Raw genomic sequence first — 18,336 nt, forward strand, 5'->3', positions numbered from 1 at the left:
GGCGGCGGTGCCAAAATGGTATCGCCGCCCTGCCGAATCGCTGCGCCTCAGCGCGCAGCCGGTGATGCCCCATCAGCCGAATAGCGATACCCCTGCACCGCCATAAATTCCGCGATGGCTTTTTCCGCCGCCGAAAGCACCTCCTCGATCGGCCGATCGGCATCGAGATCCACGATGTCGGCGCCTTCGAAGGTCAATAACGGCGTGACGGCGATCTTCTTCTCCAGCGCCGCTTTGCGGTGATCGGGTTTACGGGCGCAGGCCACGTCCAGACTGACATTCAGCTTGAGCACCAGATCCGGTTTTTGCTTCGCCATCCACTGAAACGCCGCCCGCTCCCGCGCCGCCAGCCAACGGACGAAACGGCTGCCTTCAACATCGACGGGAAATACCGTGCCGTCATAAGCGCCGGGGATTTGCGCCTGCGGAAAACGGTCGGTCAGCACGATATACCCCTGCCGCCGAAACGCCAGCATGCGGCGAAACCGCAGCAGCCGCCGCCCCACGAAGGCGATGATCACCGCCGACGGCAACAGGCCGATGCGGGATTTCTTCGTTTTGACTTTTTTGGTATTGCTTTCGATAGCCTTGCCCACCGAGCGCCCGAGCAGCGGCAGTTTCGCCGCCGCGCGCCCGACGTTGCCCGCCTGTTTGCCCAGATGCACCTGCACCGCCGGGCCATAATGTTTCACATATTCGATCAGATGTTCACAAACGGTGGACTTACCCGATCCGTCGCTGCCGATAACCGCAATCAGCGGCGGAAATTTTGCATTCATAATCAGACTCTCTTTCAATACACCAGAAACGGCATGCCCTATTTGCAACGAAATATCGCTCACGGCCGCGACGGCAGCGCGAAGATAATTGCCATGACGCCGCGCCAAACCGCACAAAAGATTAAGCGAAAATGGAAAACCTCTGCTCTTTTTTCGCCGTGAGCCAGGCCGAAAGTTAACATAAAAAGCGAAACCGGCTCACGCCCGGACAATTAGCACAAAATAACAAGAACGAACGCCATAAATATCAATTCGAATAACAAACAGGAATACCGAACCCATTATTTTATCGCGGCAAAGCACAATAAATATCTTGAACCCAAGGCGTATTGGAATACAATAGTTTTTTTCGCATTGGATTAATTATTGTGAGTCAGCAGATAAGACCTTCATCTGATCGCTCGCCCGTGCGCGTAATAGCGATAACCGGCTGTGACGGCTCGGGAAAATCCACCCTGGCCGCCAGTCTGGTCGAGGCCTTATCGGCGCAAGAACCTGCCGAACTGCTTTATCTCGGCCAGTCTTCCGGGCGTATCGGCGAATGGATCAGTTCGCTGCCGATTATTGGCGCGCCCTTCGGGCGTTATTTGCTGAAGAAATCGCAGCGCGTGCACGATCGCCCTGCTACGCCGCCGGATAATGCCACGGCGCTGGTGATCTTTTTACTTTCCTATTGGCGCGTTTTTAAATTCCGCCGCATGCTGAAGAAAAGTCGCCGCGGCGCATTGCTGATTACCGATCGTTATCCGCAGGCCGAAGTGGCTGGATTTCGTTTCGATGGCCCGCAGCTGGCGAAAACCGCCGGCGGCAATCGCTGGATACGCTGGCTGAGAAAACGCGAACAACGTCTGTACCACTGGATGGCGTCTTATCAGCCCTTATTATTAATTCGGTTGGATATTGACGAGCAAACGGCCTATTCACGCAAACCCGATCACTCGTTGGCGGCGTTGCGTGAAAAGATCGCCGTCATCCCGCACCTGACGTTTAACGGCGCTAACATATTGGATTTGGACGGCCGCGAGCCGGCCAAGCATATTTTCGATGCTTCGCTGCGCGCCGTTAAAATATCGCTGAGGGCCGCCAATGCCTAGCCGCCAAATAACCTTTTCGTACCGAAACAGATGAAAAAAAATAAACTCACTGCCGCACAGGATACCTCTCCCGCCTGCATCACCGGGCTGATTGCCGTGGTGGGCAGCGACGGCACAGGCAAGTCCACGCTGACCGCCGATCTGGTGAAAAACCTGCAGCAGCATCGCCCCACGGAGCGCCGCTATTTAGGGCTGATCTCCGGCGAAGACGGCGACAAAATCAAGAAATTGCCGTTCATCGGCGTGTGGCTGGAGCGGCGCCTGGCGGCCAAATCCGATAAAACCCAGCGCATGAGCAACAGGCCGCCGGCGCTGTGGGCGGCGCTGATCATGTACGGCTTTTCGCTGTGGCGCGCCGCCAACCTGCGCAAGGTGCGGCGGCTGGCGCAGAGCGGCGTGCTGGTGATCAGCGATCGCTACCCGCAGGCGGAAATTTCCGGTTTTTACTACGATGGGCCCGGCATCGGCGTGGAACGCGCAAAAGGCCGGCTATTGCGCCGCCTGGCGGCACGCGAACGCCGTTTATATCAACGCATGGCCGTCTATCGGCCGGAGCTGATCATTCGCCTGGATATCGACGTCGATACGGCGTTTTCCCGCAAGCCCGATCACAGTTACGAAGAGCTGAAAGACAAGATCGCCGCCATGGTGCGCCTGCAATACAACGGCTCGCGCATCATCGAGCTGGACGCCAGAGCCCCTTACGACGAGGTGCTGAGCAACGCGCTCAACGCCATTTCCGCCGTGGTGAACCCCGCGAAGCGCCCGCAGAGCGATCTCGGGCAACCCGGCGAGAACGCCGGTAAAGAAACTCAGGTTTATTAAACGAATACAGGGCAAGCGCATGACTGCGGAACACAAAATGCAGCAAAACAACGATAACGGCTGGTTTGGGCTATGAAACGGTGGTTTTCCGACGGCGCGTTTCGTTCCATTTTACGTAATGCCGCCTACCTGGGCTCCGGCAGCGTCGCCAGCGCGCTGCTCGGCCTGCTGGCGCTCTCCTGCGCCGGTAAAGGCATGTCGCCTGAAATGTTCGGCGTGCTGGTGGTGATCCAGGCCTATACCAAAGCGGTCAGCGATTTCATCAAATTCCAGACCTGGCAGTTTGTGGTGCAATTCGGCACTCCGGCGCTGGAGCATCAAAATACCGGGCGCTTCCGCGACGTCGTCGCCTTCTCCTTCGGCCTAGATATCGCCAGCGGCGTCATCGCCGTGCTGGGCGGCATGATCATGCTGCCGTTCTTGTCGCACGCCCTGGGGCTGGACAGCGAAAGCTTCTGGCTCGCCATGCTGTACTGCACCCTGATCCCGTCGATGACCTCGTCCACGCCGACCGGCGTGCTGCGCGCCTTCAACCGCTTCGATCTCATCGCCATCCAGCAGGCGATCAAGCCGTTCCTGCAGGCGGTGGGCAGCGTCATCTCCTATTATTTCGATCTGGGGTTCCCCGGCTTTATCGTCACCTGGTACGCCTCGAACCTGATCGGCGGCACGCTGTTTTGGTGGTTCACTGCGCGCGAACTGCGCCGCCGCGATATCCACGGCGCGCTGAGGCCGCGCCTGTTCAACGTCGCGCGCCGCATCGAGGGTGCCTGGAACTTCGTCTGGACCACCAACATCGCCCATACCATCTGGGCCGCGCGCAACTCCTGCACCACCGTGCTGGTGGGCGTGGTGCTCGGGCCGGCCGCCGCCGGGCTGTTCAAGATCGCCATGACCTTCTTCGATGCGACGGGCACCCCGGCCAAGCTGCTGGAGAAAAGCTTCTATCCCGAGATCATGCGCCTGGATCCGCGCACCAAGACCCCGTGGCTGCTCGGCCTGCGCTCCTCGCTGCTGGCCGGCGGCATCGGCCTGGCCGTCGCGGTGTTGATGTTGCTGGTGGGCAAGCCGCTTATTTCCGCGGTCTTCGGGCAGCAATACCTGGAAGCCTATGACCTGATTCAAATCATGCTGGGCGCGATCATCGTCTCCATGATGGGCTTCCCGCAGGAATCCTTATTGTTTATGGCGGGCAAGCAGCGCGCTTTCCTGATCGCGCAGGCGACGGCCTCGGCGGCCTACATTGCGCTGCTGGTGTCGATGGCGTATGCCTTCGGCGTGCAGGGCGCCGCCTTCGCTTATTTACTTGGGCAATGTTTAGACGTTCTGTTATCCCTGATACCGACGATCGGCGCCTACCGCAATCGCTTTATGTTGGGGCTGAATGTGCCCAAAGAGAGTAATCAATGACCGCTAGCAATAATTGGAAAAAGTTCTCCGCCGAAACCACCCAGGCGCTGTTTGTCGCGGTGGAAGAGGACGACCTGGTTGAGGCGAATATCAGCCTGCCGCAGCAGATCGATCTGGAATGCTCCCCCGAAAGCATTCGGGACAACTACGCGCTGTGCCTGCAGTTTTGGGAAGACGGCTTTTCCCGTCGCGAGCTGCTGCAATTGGTGAACGGTTTCCTGCAAGACCCGCAGTTGGCGGCGGCGGCCCGCATGCGCTACAAATATATCCGCGCCCGCTATAAGCACCTGCGCTTCGCCCAGCAGCTGTACGGCGCCCCCCACCGCGCCAACCGCCTGTTCCACACCACCACCGTGGTGCTCGGCCATTTTCAGGACGCGTTTCGCAACGGCAACCAGAAGAACCTGACGCTGTACGGCAACCTGCTGCGGCTGCTGCTCAGCAAGCCGGTGTGGTCTTACGTGCGCTATGCGCTGCGCCACACCCGGCTGGAAAGCGCACAGGGCTTTATCACCTACCGTCAGGAGCAAATGCGCCAGCTGCAAACGCTGATCGCCGCCCCGGCGCTGACCGGGCATCAGTTCCATGACGTGCGCAAAATCGTCAGCCGCCAGGTCTCGTTCTACGACACGCTGAGATCGATCGATCCCGACAACCGCGAGGCCCGGCAGATCTCGCGCTTCCTGGCGGCGATTAACGGCCTGATGGGTGACCGGCATGACGTGATGGTGGCGGACAAGCTGGCCGGCGGCGATATCTATGATCGGCCGGCGATCCTGGATATCGACATCCGCCAGCGTCTGGAGCTGCTGCTGGCGCGCTTTCCCCTGTCGTTTTCCCAGCCGGCCATCGCGGCGGGCAGATAAGCGCATTGCCCGTAGCCATGATGACGTTACCTCGCTTGCTGGCCCTTGCGCTGCTGCTGTCGCCGCTGGCGGCATCCGCGCATAACTTCGTGCATGGCCGGCCGGTGGCGCCGATCGCCATCGCCGATCGCGGCGAGCTGCTGCTGCGCAACGGCGATTTCAGCTACCGGCCGTGGAACAGCGCAAAACTGGCGGGCAAGGTGCGGGTGATCCAGTACATCGCCGGGCGCACCTCCGCCAAAAAGAAGAACTCGTTGCTGATCAACGCCGTTAAGGACGCGAACCTGCCGGGCGATCGCTTCCAGCCCACCACCATCGTCAACACCGACGATGCGATACCGGGCTCCGGCTTCTTCGTGCGCGGCAAGATCGAGAAAAACAAGCGGCATTACCCCTGGGCGCAATTTATCGTCGACAGCGACGGGCTGGGGCGCATGGCCTGGCGGCTGCCGGAGGAGAGCTCCACCATCGTGGTGCTGGACAAGGCCGGGCGCGTGCAGTGGGCGAAGGACGGCGCACTCACCCCGCAGGAAGTTGACCAGGTGATCGCCCTGCTGCGCGCGCTGATCGCGCGGGAGGCGCCATGAAGCGCACGCCGCCGGGAGCCGATAACGCATGCCTTTGATTGAACGCTATATCACGGTTGAGATCCGCCGCCTGGTGATGATGATCGCCGGGTTTCTGATCTTCATGTTCGCCAGCTACTCCGCCCAGCGCTACCTGACCGACGCCGCCAACGGCACGCTGGCGCTGCGGGTGGTGGCCGACGTGGTTTTCTATAAGTCGCTGATCGCGCTGGAGATGATATTGCCCGTCGCGCTGTATGTCTCGGTGGCGGTGGCGCTGAGCCAGATGTACAGCGATGCGGAGATCACCGCCATGCTGGCCGCCGGCGCCAGCCCGCTGCGGCTGTACAAGGCGGTGCTGCTGCTCGCCGTGCCGCTGGCGATAGCGGTCACGCTGCTGTCGCTGTATGGCAGGCCTTGGGCGTACGCCAATATTTATCAGCTGCAACAACAGTCGCAGTCGGTGCTGGACGTGAGCCACCTGCAGGCCGACAAATTCAACGTCAGCGGCAACGGCCGCATGATCCTCGCCAATCACGTCGATAAAACGGCCAACCACCTGACGGACGCCCTGATTTATGTGCGCGGCGGCCATCACACCAACCTGTACCGCGCGCAGTCGGTGGAAGTGCTCGACGCCTCTCCCGCCAGCCCCGCCGTGCGGCTGAAAACCGGCACCGCCTATGTGCTGGATCGTGAGGGCGCCGACGACAACGGGCAGAATTACGACAACTTTGACATCGCGCTCAAACCGTTCGTGCCCAGCGCCGAGAGCCGGCACAAGTCGGCCTCGCCGGCGGAACTGGCGCGCTCCGCCGATCCGGGCGACGCCGCCGAACTGCAATGGCGCGAGAGCCGTGGGCTGACCACCGTGCTGATGGTGCTGCTGGCGATCCCCTTTAGCCGCATCAAGCCGCGGCAGGGGCGCTACGCCGCGCTGCTGCCCCTGACGGTGCTGTTTACCGTGATTTTCTATGGCGGCAACATTTGCCGCACGCTGGTGGCCAACGGCTCTCTGCCAACGATCCCCGGCGTTTGGCTGGTGCCGATAGCGATGGCTGTCGGCATCGCCCTGCTGCTGGCGCGCGACTTATCCCTGCTGCGGAAACCCTCCCGATGACTATTTTTAGCCGCTACCTAATGCGCAACGTGTTCATCGGCTTCGCCGCCGCGGCCGGGTTGCTCATCCCGCTGTTCACCACCTTTACGCTGATCAACGAGCTGGAGGATGTGACCCCGGGCGGCTACCGCTGGCAGCAGGCGCTGCTGGTGACCGTGATGACCCTGCCGCGCAGCCTGGTCGATCTGGGGCCGTTTATCGCGCTGCTCGGCGGCATCGTCGGGCTGGGGCAGCTGTCGAAAACTCTGGAGCTGACGGCGATCCGCTCCGCCGGGATGTCGATATTCCGCATCGCGCTGGTGATGCTCGCCGCCGGGCTGCTGATGAACCTCTCGCTCGGCGCCCTCGATGAATGGGCCGCTTCGCCGCTGCAGCAACGCGCGCTGCAGATGAAGAACAACGCGCTGGCGCAGTCGAACAGTAATGATGTTACCGTTAACCCGCTGTGGGCGCGGCGCGGCAACGAGTTTGTTACGGTCAAAACCGTCGATGAGAACGACCAGCCCCACGGCATAGAGATCTTCCGTTATCAGGCCAACCGCGCGCTGGAATCTTACATTTACGCCGACAGCGCCAGCACCGCCGCCGACGGCAACTGGCTGCTGCACAACGTGATGCAAAAAAGCTGGCAAGGCAGAAAGGAGACGATTAATCGGCAAGATAGCCTGCTCTGGCGCTCGCTGTTCGCCGTGCCGAGCCTGAAAGAGCTGACCCTGCCGGCCGGCAGCTTCTCACTCCAACAGCTGGATCGCTATATCGATTATCTGCAGGGCTCTGGGCAACCCAGCACCGAATACCGCCTGGCGCTGTGGAAAAAACTCGGCCAGCCCCTGCTGGTGCTGGCGATGATTCTGCTGGCCATCCCGTTTACCTTCACCGCCCCGCGCGCGCCCGGCATGGGCAGCCGATTAGCGCTCGGCGTCATCATCGGGCTGCTGACCTACATCGCTTACCAGATCGTCCTCAATCTGGGGTTGCTGTTCGCCCTCAACGCGCCCTTCACCGCCCTCGCTCCGCCCCTGTTGCTCCTGGCGTTGGCGCTGGCGCTGGTTTATCGGTTTGATCGGCGGGGTTAGGGGGGGAGTAAGCAGGGATGAGCACAGATGTGTGAGATAAGCCCGTCTGCAAAGACGGGCTTATCAGTCCACTTAAGGTTTAGGAGCATCAGATACTAATAGCTCTTGATGCTAATCGATACGCCACAACTCAGATAAGGCAATCGACTTAACGAAAGCGCTACCATTCAACTATGAGCTTCTTAAAATTACTTAAAAATTTGGATTAATACGGGCAGATACGCCGGCGTGTTCCTTTAAAAGATAAAGAAGGCCCCCACCATCAATGAGTTCTATGGGTTTATCCTCACAAAACCGATAAGCGTCTTTGCCGTACTGGCTGGTACAGACCAAAATCCCTTTGTTTGCTCCTTCATTCATCATTGTACCGTACAAGTCTCTTACAGAACTGACCCCGACTGTGTCTTTATATCTTTTGGCTTGAATAACAACTTTGCCTCCCAGAATTGGACGTGTATCAAATGCAACCGCATCAACACCACCGTCCTTTGTACCTCTGGTAAGTTTTGTATCTAAACCCATTTGCGTGAATAGGTTTGAAACCAATACTTCGAACTCAGATGGGGAAAGCTCCATAAGATTTGGGCGAGTTTCAAGGCCAGAAAGAGCATCCCCCTGCTCAATAAAGCGTTTATCAACCATATCAAACTCAAGAATAGGTTTGACTGCCTGGAGTTCATCAGGTCGTCCTGAAACTTGGGCCCCCAGGCTTCGGAGACATGCAATTTTTTCAACTCGTTCGAGTTTTATTTGCATAAAATCATCTTTGTGCGCTCGAGCTGAAACCAACGTAACAACGACGTCATGGCCACTAGTCGGATCAATGGTCTCGATAACACCGTTAAAAAGAACAGAAGTTAAAGCTGAGGCTTTATCTGCTTCGAATAACTCATGCAAAGTTCGAAGCGTAATTGCCGCAATTACATTTTGATATATTTCTTTGATTTCATTAGCCTTCCTCGCCTTTGATTCGATAGCATCTCTTGTCTTAACGTATCTATACTCAAGCTGATTTGGGACAATAGATATGTCTGGCAAGCTATATTCAACTACCAATTCTTTATTTTCAGGTAAGTATGCGAGTCTAAATGATTGAGGGAAACCAACTTCCGGATATTCAGAACGAGTCAGAACCATCTCACAATAAGCCAGCACACTGTCAGGAACACACTCCAGATAGTCTAGCTCAAACTGATTAACTTCCTCATGTTGTTTTTCAAGCTCGTCAAAATAGGCCACTCTATGCTTTTGATATTCTTCAACCAACGTATTTAGCTCAGCCTTCTGGTTAGAGGTTCTTCGCAGATATTCTTCTTTTCTTCTAGCGAAAATTTCTTCAGCACTTTTTAACTCACGTTGATATTTTTTCTTCACCCATGGGAAAATATTTTTCCATGCGGGAGGAGAATTAACAATTTTCAGTTCAGGCTCTGCCTCTGGTAATAGGTGTCCAGGCGTTTTGAAATCTTCGAACTGAGGAGTTTTTTTTAAGGCGGAGAAATCTATCGAATCGTCAAACTCGAGTGTATGTTCAAGCAAGGTTGAAAGAGCAATGATAACCTCTTCCAACTCAGCGTTCAGGTCGGACACTTCATCGAGTCGCCCTTCTAAATACGCAACCTTAGCTGCTTTTTCAGCTGCTTTATGCACACGTAATATCTGAGCATTTTCTCTTTTAGCTTCACGTTCTAACCGTCGAATCTCTGCAAAATGATTTCTCTCTGATCTCTTGCGCTCTCGCTCTGCTGCTGCTACGGCTCTAGCTGTCGCGCGGATAAAACCTTCAAATCCCGATCTGCGTCCCATCTCAGTCCCCAGTGTCTCCCACTAAAAAATCAATTCATGACCTTAGCAAAATTGCCATAGGCGAGCATGGATTTCCTTTAAGTTTTTCTCAATTTACTTCATTGACATTCACACGGTCCAGAAGACCAACAAAAATTCCTATCACCAATAATTAATTGATATTTAATTAATTAACAAGGCAATAAAACTTAATTCTTGGCAGGTCCGCTCACATGGCCTAGAACTACTACAGAATGCCTGCTCCCTATAGATGCAATGGTAAACAATGCTCTTAATGGGGTCAGTCCACTTCGTTGTTCCACTACTGATAGCCGTAGATGCCGTTGGGGGTGTTCCGCCAGTACGAAGGGGCAGTTGTACTGGGAGATGAGCTCAAAACACCGTATCAAACTTTGGAAAACAAGAACTTTCCGGTTAACCTTTGGCCGGCTTTACAAATTGGCCTGAGCCGTTATCATCCCTTATCTGGTGTCCTATGCGCCGTTAGCTATCGCTGATTGCCGTTCGATAACATGCCCCCTCAGGGCGCCATCGAGTGCAAGGAGTGCGAGCGCCCGCCTGAATTGGCCAAGACGCAGCAAGCAAAGGAAGAGACACGCTATGTTTTCCAGTTTGAAACTGCTGTATATCGCCGATGATATTATTTCGCCTGATGATTGAAGATCAGAAAGACGAGGATGTCGCCACTATCAGGGGGAGAATATGAGCAAGTTGATAATGGCCATGGCGTTACTGTTTACTGTTTTCATGATGCAAGGATGCAAAAAAAACATGGAATATGAACCACAGGATTTTTTTGAAGGCCGTCAACTGGAAGTCGCGCAGCTGATTTATGATGGCGATGAAGTGAAACTGAAAGAGCAGCTTCCCTCTATAAGCAAGGAAGAACTGAATCGACAGGTTAAGGCGGACATGACCCTGCTGTTTTGGTCGGTGTTGAACTCAATCTATGATAAAAACACGCCGGAAAGGCTGAAAATAATAACCGACCTGGTTAAAGCTGGCGCAGACCCGTTGCAGCCCAGACCAGAGGGAGGAAGCAGCCCAGCGGAATTCGTCATGAAAGCCGACAAGGGAATTTGGGTCAAAGCCATGCTCGACGGCGGTTTACCGCCAAACGCAAAAGATAAGGTATTCAATGAGCCCATTGTATTCCAAACAATCAAAGCCAAAAACACTGAAACGTTAAAGGTGATGCTGGATTATGGCGCGGACATAAATATCAGAGACTCCTTGCAACAAACCTTATTAATGGATGCTTTTTTTAGCTCAGCCTTTGAGCACATGACCCTACTGCTCAATCGGGGTGCGAATCCTAACCCGGTAAATATAAACAATCTTTCGCTGTTAACAGCAGTGAATCGGCAAATAAAAGACAGCCAAGATGGCTCAGAATACAATGAACAGTGTAAGAAAATACTCGAGATCATGCTTTTGAAAGGAGCAAAGGAAACGCCGTAATTTCATCAACTCGGTTCTGACAGCTGCCGGTTATTTATACTGAAGCTGTCAGGTTACATCTGGCTTTCGATAAACACGCTATAGACTACGCAATAAAACGGATTGAAGAGACGAGGATGCCACCATTCTCAGGGGGAGAAGATGAGAAAATTGATAATGGCGATAGCGCTACTGTTTACTGTTCTCATGGTGCAAGGATGCAACAAAAGCATGGAATATGAGCCACAGGATTTTTTTGAAGGTCGTCAACTGGACATCGCACAGCTGATTTATGATGGTGATGAGGTGAAACTGAAAGAGAAGCTTCCCTCTATAAGCAAGGAAGAACTGAATCGACCGGTGAAAGCAGACATGACCCTGCTTTTTTGGTCGGTGTTAAACGCAATCTATGATAAAAATACGCCGGAAAGGCTGAAAATAATAACCGACCTGGTTAAAGCGGGTGCGGACCCGTTGCAGCCCAGACCGGAAGGGGGAAGCAGCCCGGCAGAATTTGTCATGAAAGCCGACAAGGGAATTTGGATCAAGGCCATGCTCGACGGTGGTTTACCGCCAAATGCAAAAGATAAGGTATTCAACCAACCCATTATATTCGAAGCGTTAGACGCGAAAAACACTGAAACGTTAAAGGTGATGCTGGATTATGGTGCGGATATAAACACAATGGATTCATTGGGGAATACCATATTAATAAGCTCCCTGGATTCTCGTTCGTTTGATCATACGATTCTCTTATTGGAGAGAGGTGCAGATAATAAAATCAAGGGTAAGTTTGGTTGGACTATGGGCAATCAGCTCCAACGCTTTATAGATAGAGGGGTAGGCGATGCCGAGGATAAAGAGAAAATTAACAAGATAAAAGAGTTATTAATTAAAAACGGTGGAGACTGGCCTCCTCTACCTGTAGAGAATTGAGACTCCCTTAAGGTCAGCGTCGAAGACATGGAATATGCCGCTCAGAGGCAGAATGGCAACCGCCATCCAGCCCCTGCTTGCCCAGCCGACGTTAACGCAATGCCTTGGCTATCGCGCTAAACATCAGCGACGCCTCCAGCGGTTGGGCGCTGAAAGAAGGCTCCGCCTGCGGCCAGGTGGACCACTGGACGATCACCAGATTCTCCGCCTGATTGACCATAATCATCTGGCCGAAGATCCCCAGCGCCCACAGGGAATGTTTGAGGGAGGTCTGCGGAGCAGGCTCAACGTTGGCCGCATTCACCGGCACTTCGTTGTTCCACCATTGGAAGCCGTAGATGCCGTTGGGATGCGCCGCCGACACCGAGCCCGCCGCCCGCGTCCAGTTGGCCGACTGTGCTACCCAATTTTCCGGCAGGATCTGTTTGCCGTTCGGCAACGTCCCGTTATGCAGAATGAACTCACCGAAGCGCCCCCAGTCTTCCAGCGTGGCGTTGAAGCCGTGCGCGCCCACATCGTGCTGGCCTTTGGCGTAGGCATGCCACACGCCGTCGCTCGCCATGCCGTAGGGCTGCCAGATGCTTTGCTGCAGATAGGCCGCCAGCGGCATGCCGGTGGCGCGCTCCAGCACGTCGCCCAGCAGCCACGCGCCACCGGAGGAGTAAGACCAGTTCTGCCCGGCCGGATGCGCGCGGTGCAAACCGGCCACCAGCTTGCGCACGCAGGCGTAGGTACCGGGCCGGGCTTCACACTCGGTCAGCTGCGCGAAGTCCGATTTCGGGTTAGTGTAATCCTCATTCCACGCCACGCCGGAGGTGTGGGTGATCAGCTGCCTGAGGGTCACACCGTCCCACGCGGTGCCTTTCAGATCGGGTTCGTATTGCGTGATGAGATCGTCGAGCGAGTGGATCTTGCCCTGTTTAATCGCCACGCCCACCAGCGTGGCGACCACGGATTTGCCCACGGAGCGCGACGTCCACAGGGTGGCGTCGGTATTGCCCTGCCCCAGATATTTCCAGGCGATTTTGCCATCTTTCAGCACCAGCATGCCGCTGACGTTCTGGCGCTGCAGGTAATCCTGCAGGTGGTAGGTTTTGCCATTCACCCGATAGCTGGCGTCCGTTAGCTGTTTAGCGGCAGCCAACAGCGGTATGGCATTGCCGTGATGAAACACATCCCCCGCATAGTTGCGGTAGTCGTTACGAAAACCGATCACCCGGTCACTCTGGCTCCAGGTGAGCATCTTGTGCGTGTCCGGCAATTGCGCATCGAAAGGCGCGGGACAGGCGCTGAGTTCGGTACCCGCACAGGCGGCCAGCGCGGCGGGTGCCAGCAGGCCGCTGCAGAGACTGATGACAACGCCCGCCAGCAGGCTGCGGTTAAACACTTTGCTTTTCATATTTTTTCTCGCTTAGCTCAGGAAGGCGTTCAGCTTAAAAAAACGCGGCCTATAATAAAAAACGCCTGATGGGGGAAAATCCCCTGCAAAATCGACGGGGGAACCGCGTGCCGAGCCTGATTTATTCCTTTGCCCAACTGGAAGCCTTCACCGCCGTGGCCGAGCACGGCAGCCTGGCGAAAGCCGCGCTCAAGCTGGGCAAAGACCGCACGACGCTGCGCGATTTGATTGATTTTCTCGAGGATGGGCTGGGCTATGCGCTGTTCCTGCGCGAGGGGCGCAGCCTGCACCTGACGCCGGAAGGCGAACAGCTGCAGCGCCAGGCGCACCTGCTTATGCGCCAGGTGAAAGCGTTTGAGGCATTTGCCAAAGACGTGCCCAAGAGCGCGGCGCAGGAAATCTCGCTGGTCTACGATCCCTTTACGCCCCGCGCATTGCTGCAGGCACTGATTGCCGCTATGGCCCAACGCAACACGCGCCTGAGCCTGATTAACGCCTCGCGCGACGAAGCGGAAAGCCTGCTGGCAAACGGCCAGGCCGATCTGGGCATCTGCCAGGCGCGCCACCGCAGCGTGGGCGACGCCATGGAGTGGCGCGCCTTAGGAGCGATAGAGATGGATTTTTACGCGTCTAAAGCGCTTTTCCCCGGCGCGGAACAGTCGCTTTCGCTGCTGGAGCTCTCGCTCGCGCCGCAGGTGATCATGCACCCGGACTCTGACGAACCCGTGGCGCGCCGCCTGCAAATTTCCGGGCATACCATTTTCACCAACGAGCTGGAGATGCTGCGCGCCCTGCTCGAACAGGGCTGCGGCTGGGGATTCCTGCCGACGCATATGCATGCCGAACAGTGGAAAAACGTCAACACGCTGCGCACCGAAGTGGGCAGCCAGGGGATCAGCCAAACCATGGTGACCATCTGGAAGCCGGGCAATGACCGACGGACGCTGATTGATGATACGTTGGCGCTGTTGCCGGGGTTGTGGCGGGAGGTTGGGGAAGTGAAAAGTCGCTGCTAGATTAGCGGTGTTGTTACCGGTAGTCGATCGTGGAGTTCATCATCCACGTTGCTTATTCGGGCATTCTTAAACGGGGATTATTGTTTTCACCTAATAAGCCCCTCACCTCCTTTGCCTCAGCACTACTAGTGCTGGTTTATTGCGTTGATAGGCGACATTTGAGGGGCGGCTTTGAGCAAGAATCGGACATTACTAGGTTAAGAGCATTCATCGTCATCATGTTTTTCACTCCAATATTGCCGATGATTTATCAAATGATTGATTAACGGCCAATCTTTTTTATCTTTTGGTAACCTTAGGTATCGTCCATCTAACTCTGCATATTCTGTCCCAGCTAACTGTTCTGATATCCTTATTTTCAATTCGGTATCAATCCAGAGCAAACCACGGTCAAATAAAGTATGAATATCTGTTTTGAGTAACAAACCGTGCTGGGCGCGGGTATGCCAGGCACCGGCATAAGGGATGATATGAGCAGCCTCAAGTAACACCTGGATCGAAGAGCCTGTTACCGCACATCTGCCCTCATAAGCTTCAATGAGTTTTCGTCTAAATACGGGTTGTCCTTCCCGAACAATAACTTCACGCAGAGCCTTTAGACGGATGTCACCTTCATCCTCAGGGAGTTCCGTGAATACTTCGTCTCTCGCTTCGAGCACTAACCGATCACATGACCTTGGGACAGCAATCTGAACTGGCGTTCTGCCATCATCGCCAATATCCCATATACCGTGCAGCTCTTGGGCATAAAGTTCATACCGTGTATTTCGTAGTTTTCCAGTACGAAATAAAACGTCGTATGGGTTACCTAGGTCAGTACGAGCACTTTTACGGCTACCAAGATATCGATACCGAGAGTTGCTATTGACAGTCAGTGCATCCAGTTGAATGCGGATCTCAGTCTCTTTCAAGGGCGCGTTGCTGTTCCGGATCCACTTAACAATATCTGCAGCAGAAGCGGAATTTAGTTGTATTACGGCATACCATACACGGAGATATTGTGGATAGAGCATTTCTTCAGGGATGATACCTGGTGCATCAGCCACAAATGTTGAGAAATTATGATGACGCATCCACTCTCCCCATTGGCGTGAGTGTGTGCTAATGCCTACGCGATGGGGTTCGCGCTTGCCGATTTCATCATTAAGTTCCTGTCGGGATGGAGCTCGACCCAATTTATCATAAAGCTCATCACAGCAGTCCCACACAGCTCGTACCAATGGGCCCTGTGGATATCCATCTTTACTTTGATTCAAAAGTGTTCTCCTTCAACGAATATACCATTAAATTAGTATATCCTCTTATAGCTCTAAACCGTTCGAAAACTATCATTTTTTATAAGTGCATGTTATCCATATATCATTAATCAATATCGTTTACTATGGTTAGAGCATCAGGCCATGTGGTATTCTCCTCAATGTGTTTTTTAATTAGCATCCGGTTTGACACAATCATAGATGGCCAACGATTCTTCCAAGAGCGGTATGCATGCCAAGAGTATCCAATATAGTAATCTTTTCTCATTGTTGTCATCGAGCGTAGTACTGCATCAAGGTATTTCGCCTCTATTGAAGTTTTATGCACTTCAAAAATAGTTCCGAGGTAAATTAGCCAACGAGCTAGATGTTCATATTGTTCCCAGGCATTATGCTCGTTGGTTAAATTTGTTTTTGTTTCAATAATATCGCCAATCATTGCTACTACCATTGTATTATTCCAGCTCAGCCCTTCAGCAGCAATTGCAGAAATAATCTGATAGAATGAGTCTTCGAGCTTTAAGTACGTGTCTTTGAATGAGTGATTTTCATATACAACTTTCCGGATGGACTTTAAAGACATTTCAGAAATTCTTTCTGCTTTCGGTATTTCCCTGTTTAAATTCTTAAAGAAAAGATTAATTTCAAGGGCATCTAAAACTCTAATTCCGTAGCAGTGAAAATAATAATCCTTCACATTTTGGTCGATTGAGGATCTAGAAATCAAAAATATATTCGAGCCAACCACATGACTTTTAGAAAAACCTTTATAATCACTAATAATTGCTTTTAGGTTTGTATCCCCAAGAGAATACCCCAAAATCACAACAGTGTTTTCATACAAAACAGTGCTTAATTTTCGAGAAAAATATGAATCACTATTTATAAATTTAAAGTAATCCTCTGATGTGATCACCATGTTTTGGGGAGAATCTATGGAACCATGTACATGATAGACTTTAACATTCGCAGAAGATCTTGGTATCGGTAACCCCGGTGTAATTGATTGAGAAGTATTTTCACATGTTAAACTTTCAGCTAACTTATCATAATTGGTTGTTACAACTCGGAAAGAACGGTTAGAAAAAAAATACTCAATTTCCTCATTACCACCACCTAATTGTATCTTGGAAATAATCTTAGCAACTTCTTCATGAATGTCCTTATCTTGAGCTGCCAGCTTTATTGAGATTATTTGCGCTGTTTCTTCTAGGCTTAAAGGTGATGACTTTTCTTTTGGAAAAAGTGACATATTTAATTTATCTGCATTTGGTAAAATGCCGCACAGTTCTTCGAGAAGACCTTTCCATGTTGGGGCATCACCATTAGACACCTCCTTAGAAAAACCTGTTCCGGTAAATAGACAAAGCCTATTTGTGGCTGCTGCATATGCAATTTCAAACATCTCACTCATCTGAGAACCCTTTTTCATTTTTATAACCACCAAAAATACAGCTTAGCGGTTTTGTTTTCAATATGGGGATATCCGCTCCTGGCACAAAGCTGCCATTGATACCTAGCTTCGAACATGAAACACACCTTATCAAATTCCCCGCAACAAAATACAGCCACATGAAATGATTAAATTCATAATTAATAAACCAACAACATTATTACCTCTATATTCATTCCATTGTTTTCCCTCTCCCCAACTCCAGCCTCCCCCCCACTCCCCCCTAGCACCGCCCCCGCCCTTTCCCTACAATAAGGGATCTGTTGAGGCATAACGCAAGGAAAGACGGTGTCGAAAGCCAATCCCAATGCCACTATCGTGGATATCGCCCGCCGCGCCAGGGTGACCAATATCACCGTTTCCCGCGCCTTCAATAAGCCCGAGCTGGTCAAGCCGGAAACCCGCGAGCGCATTCACGCCATCGCCAAAGAGCTGAACTATGTGCCCAACGCGTTCGCGCAGGGGCTGAAAAGCAGCAGCAGCCAGATTATCGGCATCGTCACCAGCAGCATGTACAACCCGTTCTATTCCGGCCTGATCAAGACCGTGTCGCGCATTGCGCGTCAGCAGGGCTATCAGATCATGCTGTTCGACACCGACGGCAGCGAAGAGGCGGAAATGCGCGCCATTCAGGCGCTGTTCGGCTATAAGGCGCGCGGCATCCTGCTGTCGGCGGTGCGCGATGATAAGCGCTACCGCCCCGCCTATCTCGAGCTGGCCGAGGTGTACGGCGTGCCGCTGATCCTGATCGACCGCGATCTCTACGATCAGCACCTGAGCGGCGTGTTCCTCGATAACCGCGAGATTGGCGTGCTGGCCGGGCGTTATCTGGCGGAGCAGCCGGAGCAGAAGCTTTTGATTATCGGCGGCCCGGCGGATTCGGAAATTACCTTAACGCGCACCGCCGGCATCGTCGCGGCGCTGCAGGGCAGCGGCCGTGAGATTCATATCATCAACGGCGACTACGATTTCACCTCACAGGAAAGCGAGGTGCGCGCCTATCTGGCGCAGCCGGAGAACCGCCCGGATTACATCATCGGCCTGAACGGCATTATCACGCTGGGCGCCATCGCCATCTGCCACGAGATGGGGCTTTATCAGCAGGTGAAGTTCTTTTCGATAGACGAGCCGCCGCGCGCCGGCGCTTACGGCCTGCACATTCCGGGTGTGTATCACGATACGCAGAAACTGGGGGAGATCGCCGCGGAGCTGCTGTTCAGCGCCATTAACAGCCCGCGCGGCGAGTTGCCGGTGCGCAGAGAGTTCTTCACCGGCTCGCTGTTGAATCGCTGAC

Annotated in this window: 16 protein-coding genes; 11 read left to right on the forward strand and 5 right to left on the reverse strand. The window is 53.7% G+C overall.

The window, feature by feature from the left end; genetic code table 11:
- Positions 1–47: 47 nt before the first annotated feature.
- Positions 48–779: a thymidylate kinase gene (locus H7A77_RS21670; protein WP_151265134.1), complete on the reverse strand. Its 732-nt coding sequence runs from the start codon at positions 777–779 to the stop codon at positions 48–50.
- 368 nt (positions 780–1,147) lie between these two features.
- Here H7A77_RS21670 and H7A77_RS21675 point away from each other — a divergent pair, with 368 nt between their 5' ends.
- From H7A77_RS21675 to lptG, 7 genes are all read left to right on the forward strand, one after another.
- Positions 1,148–1,873: a lipoprotein gene (locus H7A77_RS21675; protein ID WP_033643765.1), complete on the forward strand. Its 726-nt coding sequence runs from the start codon at positions 1,148–1,150 to the stop codon at positions 1,871–1,873.
- A 30-nt stretch (positions 1,874–1,903) separates the two neighbouring features.
- The gene (locus H7A77_RS21680; protein ID WP_182074630.1) at positions 1,904–2,698 is read left to right on the forward strand and encodes a hypothetical protein; all 795 of its coding nucleotides are present in this window, start codon (positions 1,904–1,906) and stop codon (positions 2,696–2,698) included.
- 72 nt (positions 2,699–2,770) lie between these two features.
- Entirely contained in the window at positions 2,771–4,108 is a 1,338-nt protein-coding gene (locus H7A77_RS21685; protein ID WP_004935553.1) for a lipopolysaccharide biosynthesis protein, read from the forward strand.
- Positions 4,105–4,974: a hypothetical protein gene (locus H7A77_RS21690; RefSeq protein ID WP_182074631.1), complete on the forward strand. Its 870-nt coding sequence runs from the start codon at positions 4,105–4,107 to the stop codon at positions 4,972–4,974. The genes H7A77_RS21685 and H7A77_RS21690 overlap by 4 nt, the downstream gene beginning before the upstream one ends.
- Positions 4,975–4,994: 20 nt before the next feature.
- Entirely contained in the window at positions 4,995–5,561 is a 567-nt protein-coding gene (locus tag H7A77_RS21695; RefSeq protein WP_182074643.1) for a YtfJ family protein, read from the forward strand.
- A gap of 28 nt (positions 5,562–5,589) precedes the next feature.
- A complete protein-coding gene (lptF, locus tag H7A77_RS21700) occupies positions 5,590–6,660 on the forward strand; it encodes an LPS export ABC transporter permease LptF (RefSeq protein WP_099784456.1) in 1,071 nt (356 codons plus the stop codon).
- Positions 6,657–7,736 carry an LPS export ABC transporter permease LptG gene (gene lptG, locus H7A77_RS21705; RefSeq protein ID WP_033651887.1) on the forward strand — a complete coding sequence of 360 codons (1,080 nt, stop codon included), beginning with the start codon at positions 6,657–6,659 and terminating at the stop codon, positions 7,734–7,736. Before lptF ends, lptG begins: the two co-directional genes overlap by 4 nt.
- 192 nt (positions 7,737–7,928) lie before the next feature.
- Here lptG and H7A77_RS21710 read toward each other — a convergent pair whose 3' ends face one another.
- A complete protein-coding gene (locus H7A77_RS21710) occupies positions 7,929–9,542 on the reverse strand; it encodes a restriction endonuclease (RefSeq protein ID WP_164057602.1) in 1,614 nt (537 codons plus the stop codon).
- Between the two features lie 702 nt (positions 9,543–10,244).
- Between H7A77_RS21710 and H7A77_RS21715 the strand changes: the two genes are divergently transcribed.
- Entirely contained in the window at positions 10,245–11,003 is a 759-nt protein-coding gene (locus tag H7A77_RS21715) for an ankyrin repeat domain-containing protein (RefSeq protein WP_182074632.1), read from the forward strand.
- Between the two features lie 141 nt (positions 11,004–11,144).
- Positions 11,145–11,918, forward strand: a complete 774-nt coding sequence (locus H7A77_RS21720; RefSeq protein WP_147838293.1) for an ankyrin repeat domain-containing protein — start codon at positions 11,145–11,147, stop codon at positions 11,916–11,918.
- A 91-nt stretch (positions 11,919–12,009) separates the two neighbouring features.
- Here H7A77_RS21720 and H7A77_RS21725 read toward each other — a convergent pair whose 3' ends face one another.
- Positions 12,010–13,317, reverse strand: a complete 1,308-nt coding sequence (locus H7A77_RS21725; RefSeq protein ID WP_182074633.1) for a serine hydrolase — start codon at positions 13,315–13,317, stop codon at positions 12,010–12,012.
- 107 nt (positions 13,318–13,424) lie between these two features.
- Between H7A77_RS21725 and H7A77_RS21730 the strand changes: the two genes are divergently transcribed.
- On the forward strand, positions 13,425–14,333 hold the full coding sequence (locus tag H7A77_RS21730) for a LysR family transcriptional regulator (RefSeq protein ID WP_182074634.1): 909 nt from the start codon (positions 13,425–13,427) through the stop codon (positions 14,331–14,333).
- A 197-nt stretch (positions 14,334–14,530) separates the two neighbouring features.
- Here H7A77_RS21730 and H7A77_RS21735 read toward each other — a convergent pair whose 3' ends face one another.
- Together H7A77_RS21735 and H7A77_RS21740 are read right to left on the reverse strand one after the other, a co-directional pair.
- Positions 14,531–15,589 carry an HNH endonuclease gene (locus H7A77_RS21735; RefSeq protein ID WP_103100956.1) on the reverse strand — a complete coding sequence of 353 codons (1,059 nt, stop codon included), beginning with the start codon at positions 15,587–15,589 and terminating at the stop codon, positions 14,531–14,533.
- A gap of 106 nt (positions 15,590–15,695) precedes the next feature.
- Entirely contained in the window at positions 15,696–17,003 is a 1,308-nt protein-coding gene (locus H7A77_RS21740) for an SIR2 family protein (protein WP_147879937.1), read from the reverse strand.
- Positions 17,004–17,330: 327 nt separating this feature from the next.
- Between H7A77_RS21740 and H7A77_RS21745 the strand changes: the two genes are divergently transcribed.
- Positions 17,331–18,335, forward strand: coding sequence for a LacI family DNA-binding transcriptional regulator (locus H7A77_RS21745; RefSeq protein WP_047574453.1), 1,005 nt, complete (start codon positions 17,331–17,333; stop codon positions 18,333–18,335).
- Position 18,336: the final 1 nt, after the last annotated feature.

Source organism: Serratia sp. ME47, assembly GCF_903970925.1.
In the GTDB taxonomy this organism is placed as follows: domain Bacteria; phylum Pseudomonadota; class Gammaproteobacteria; order Enterobacterales; family Enterobacteriaceae; genus Serratia; species Serratia ureilytica.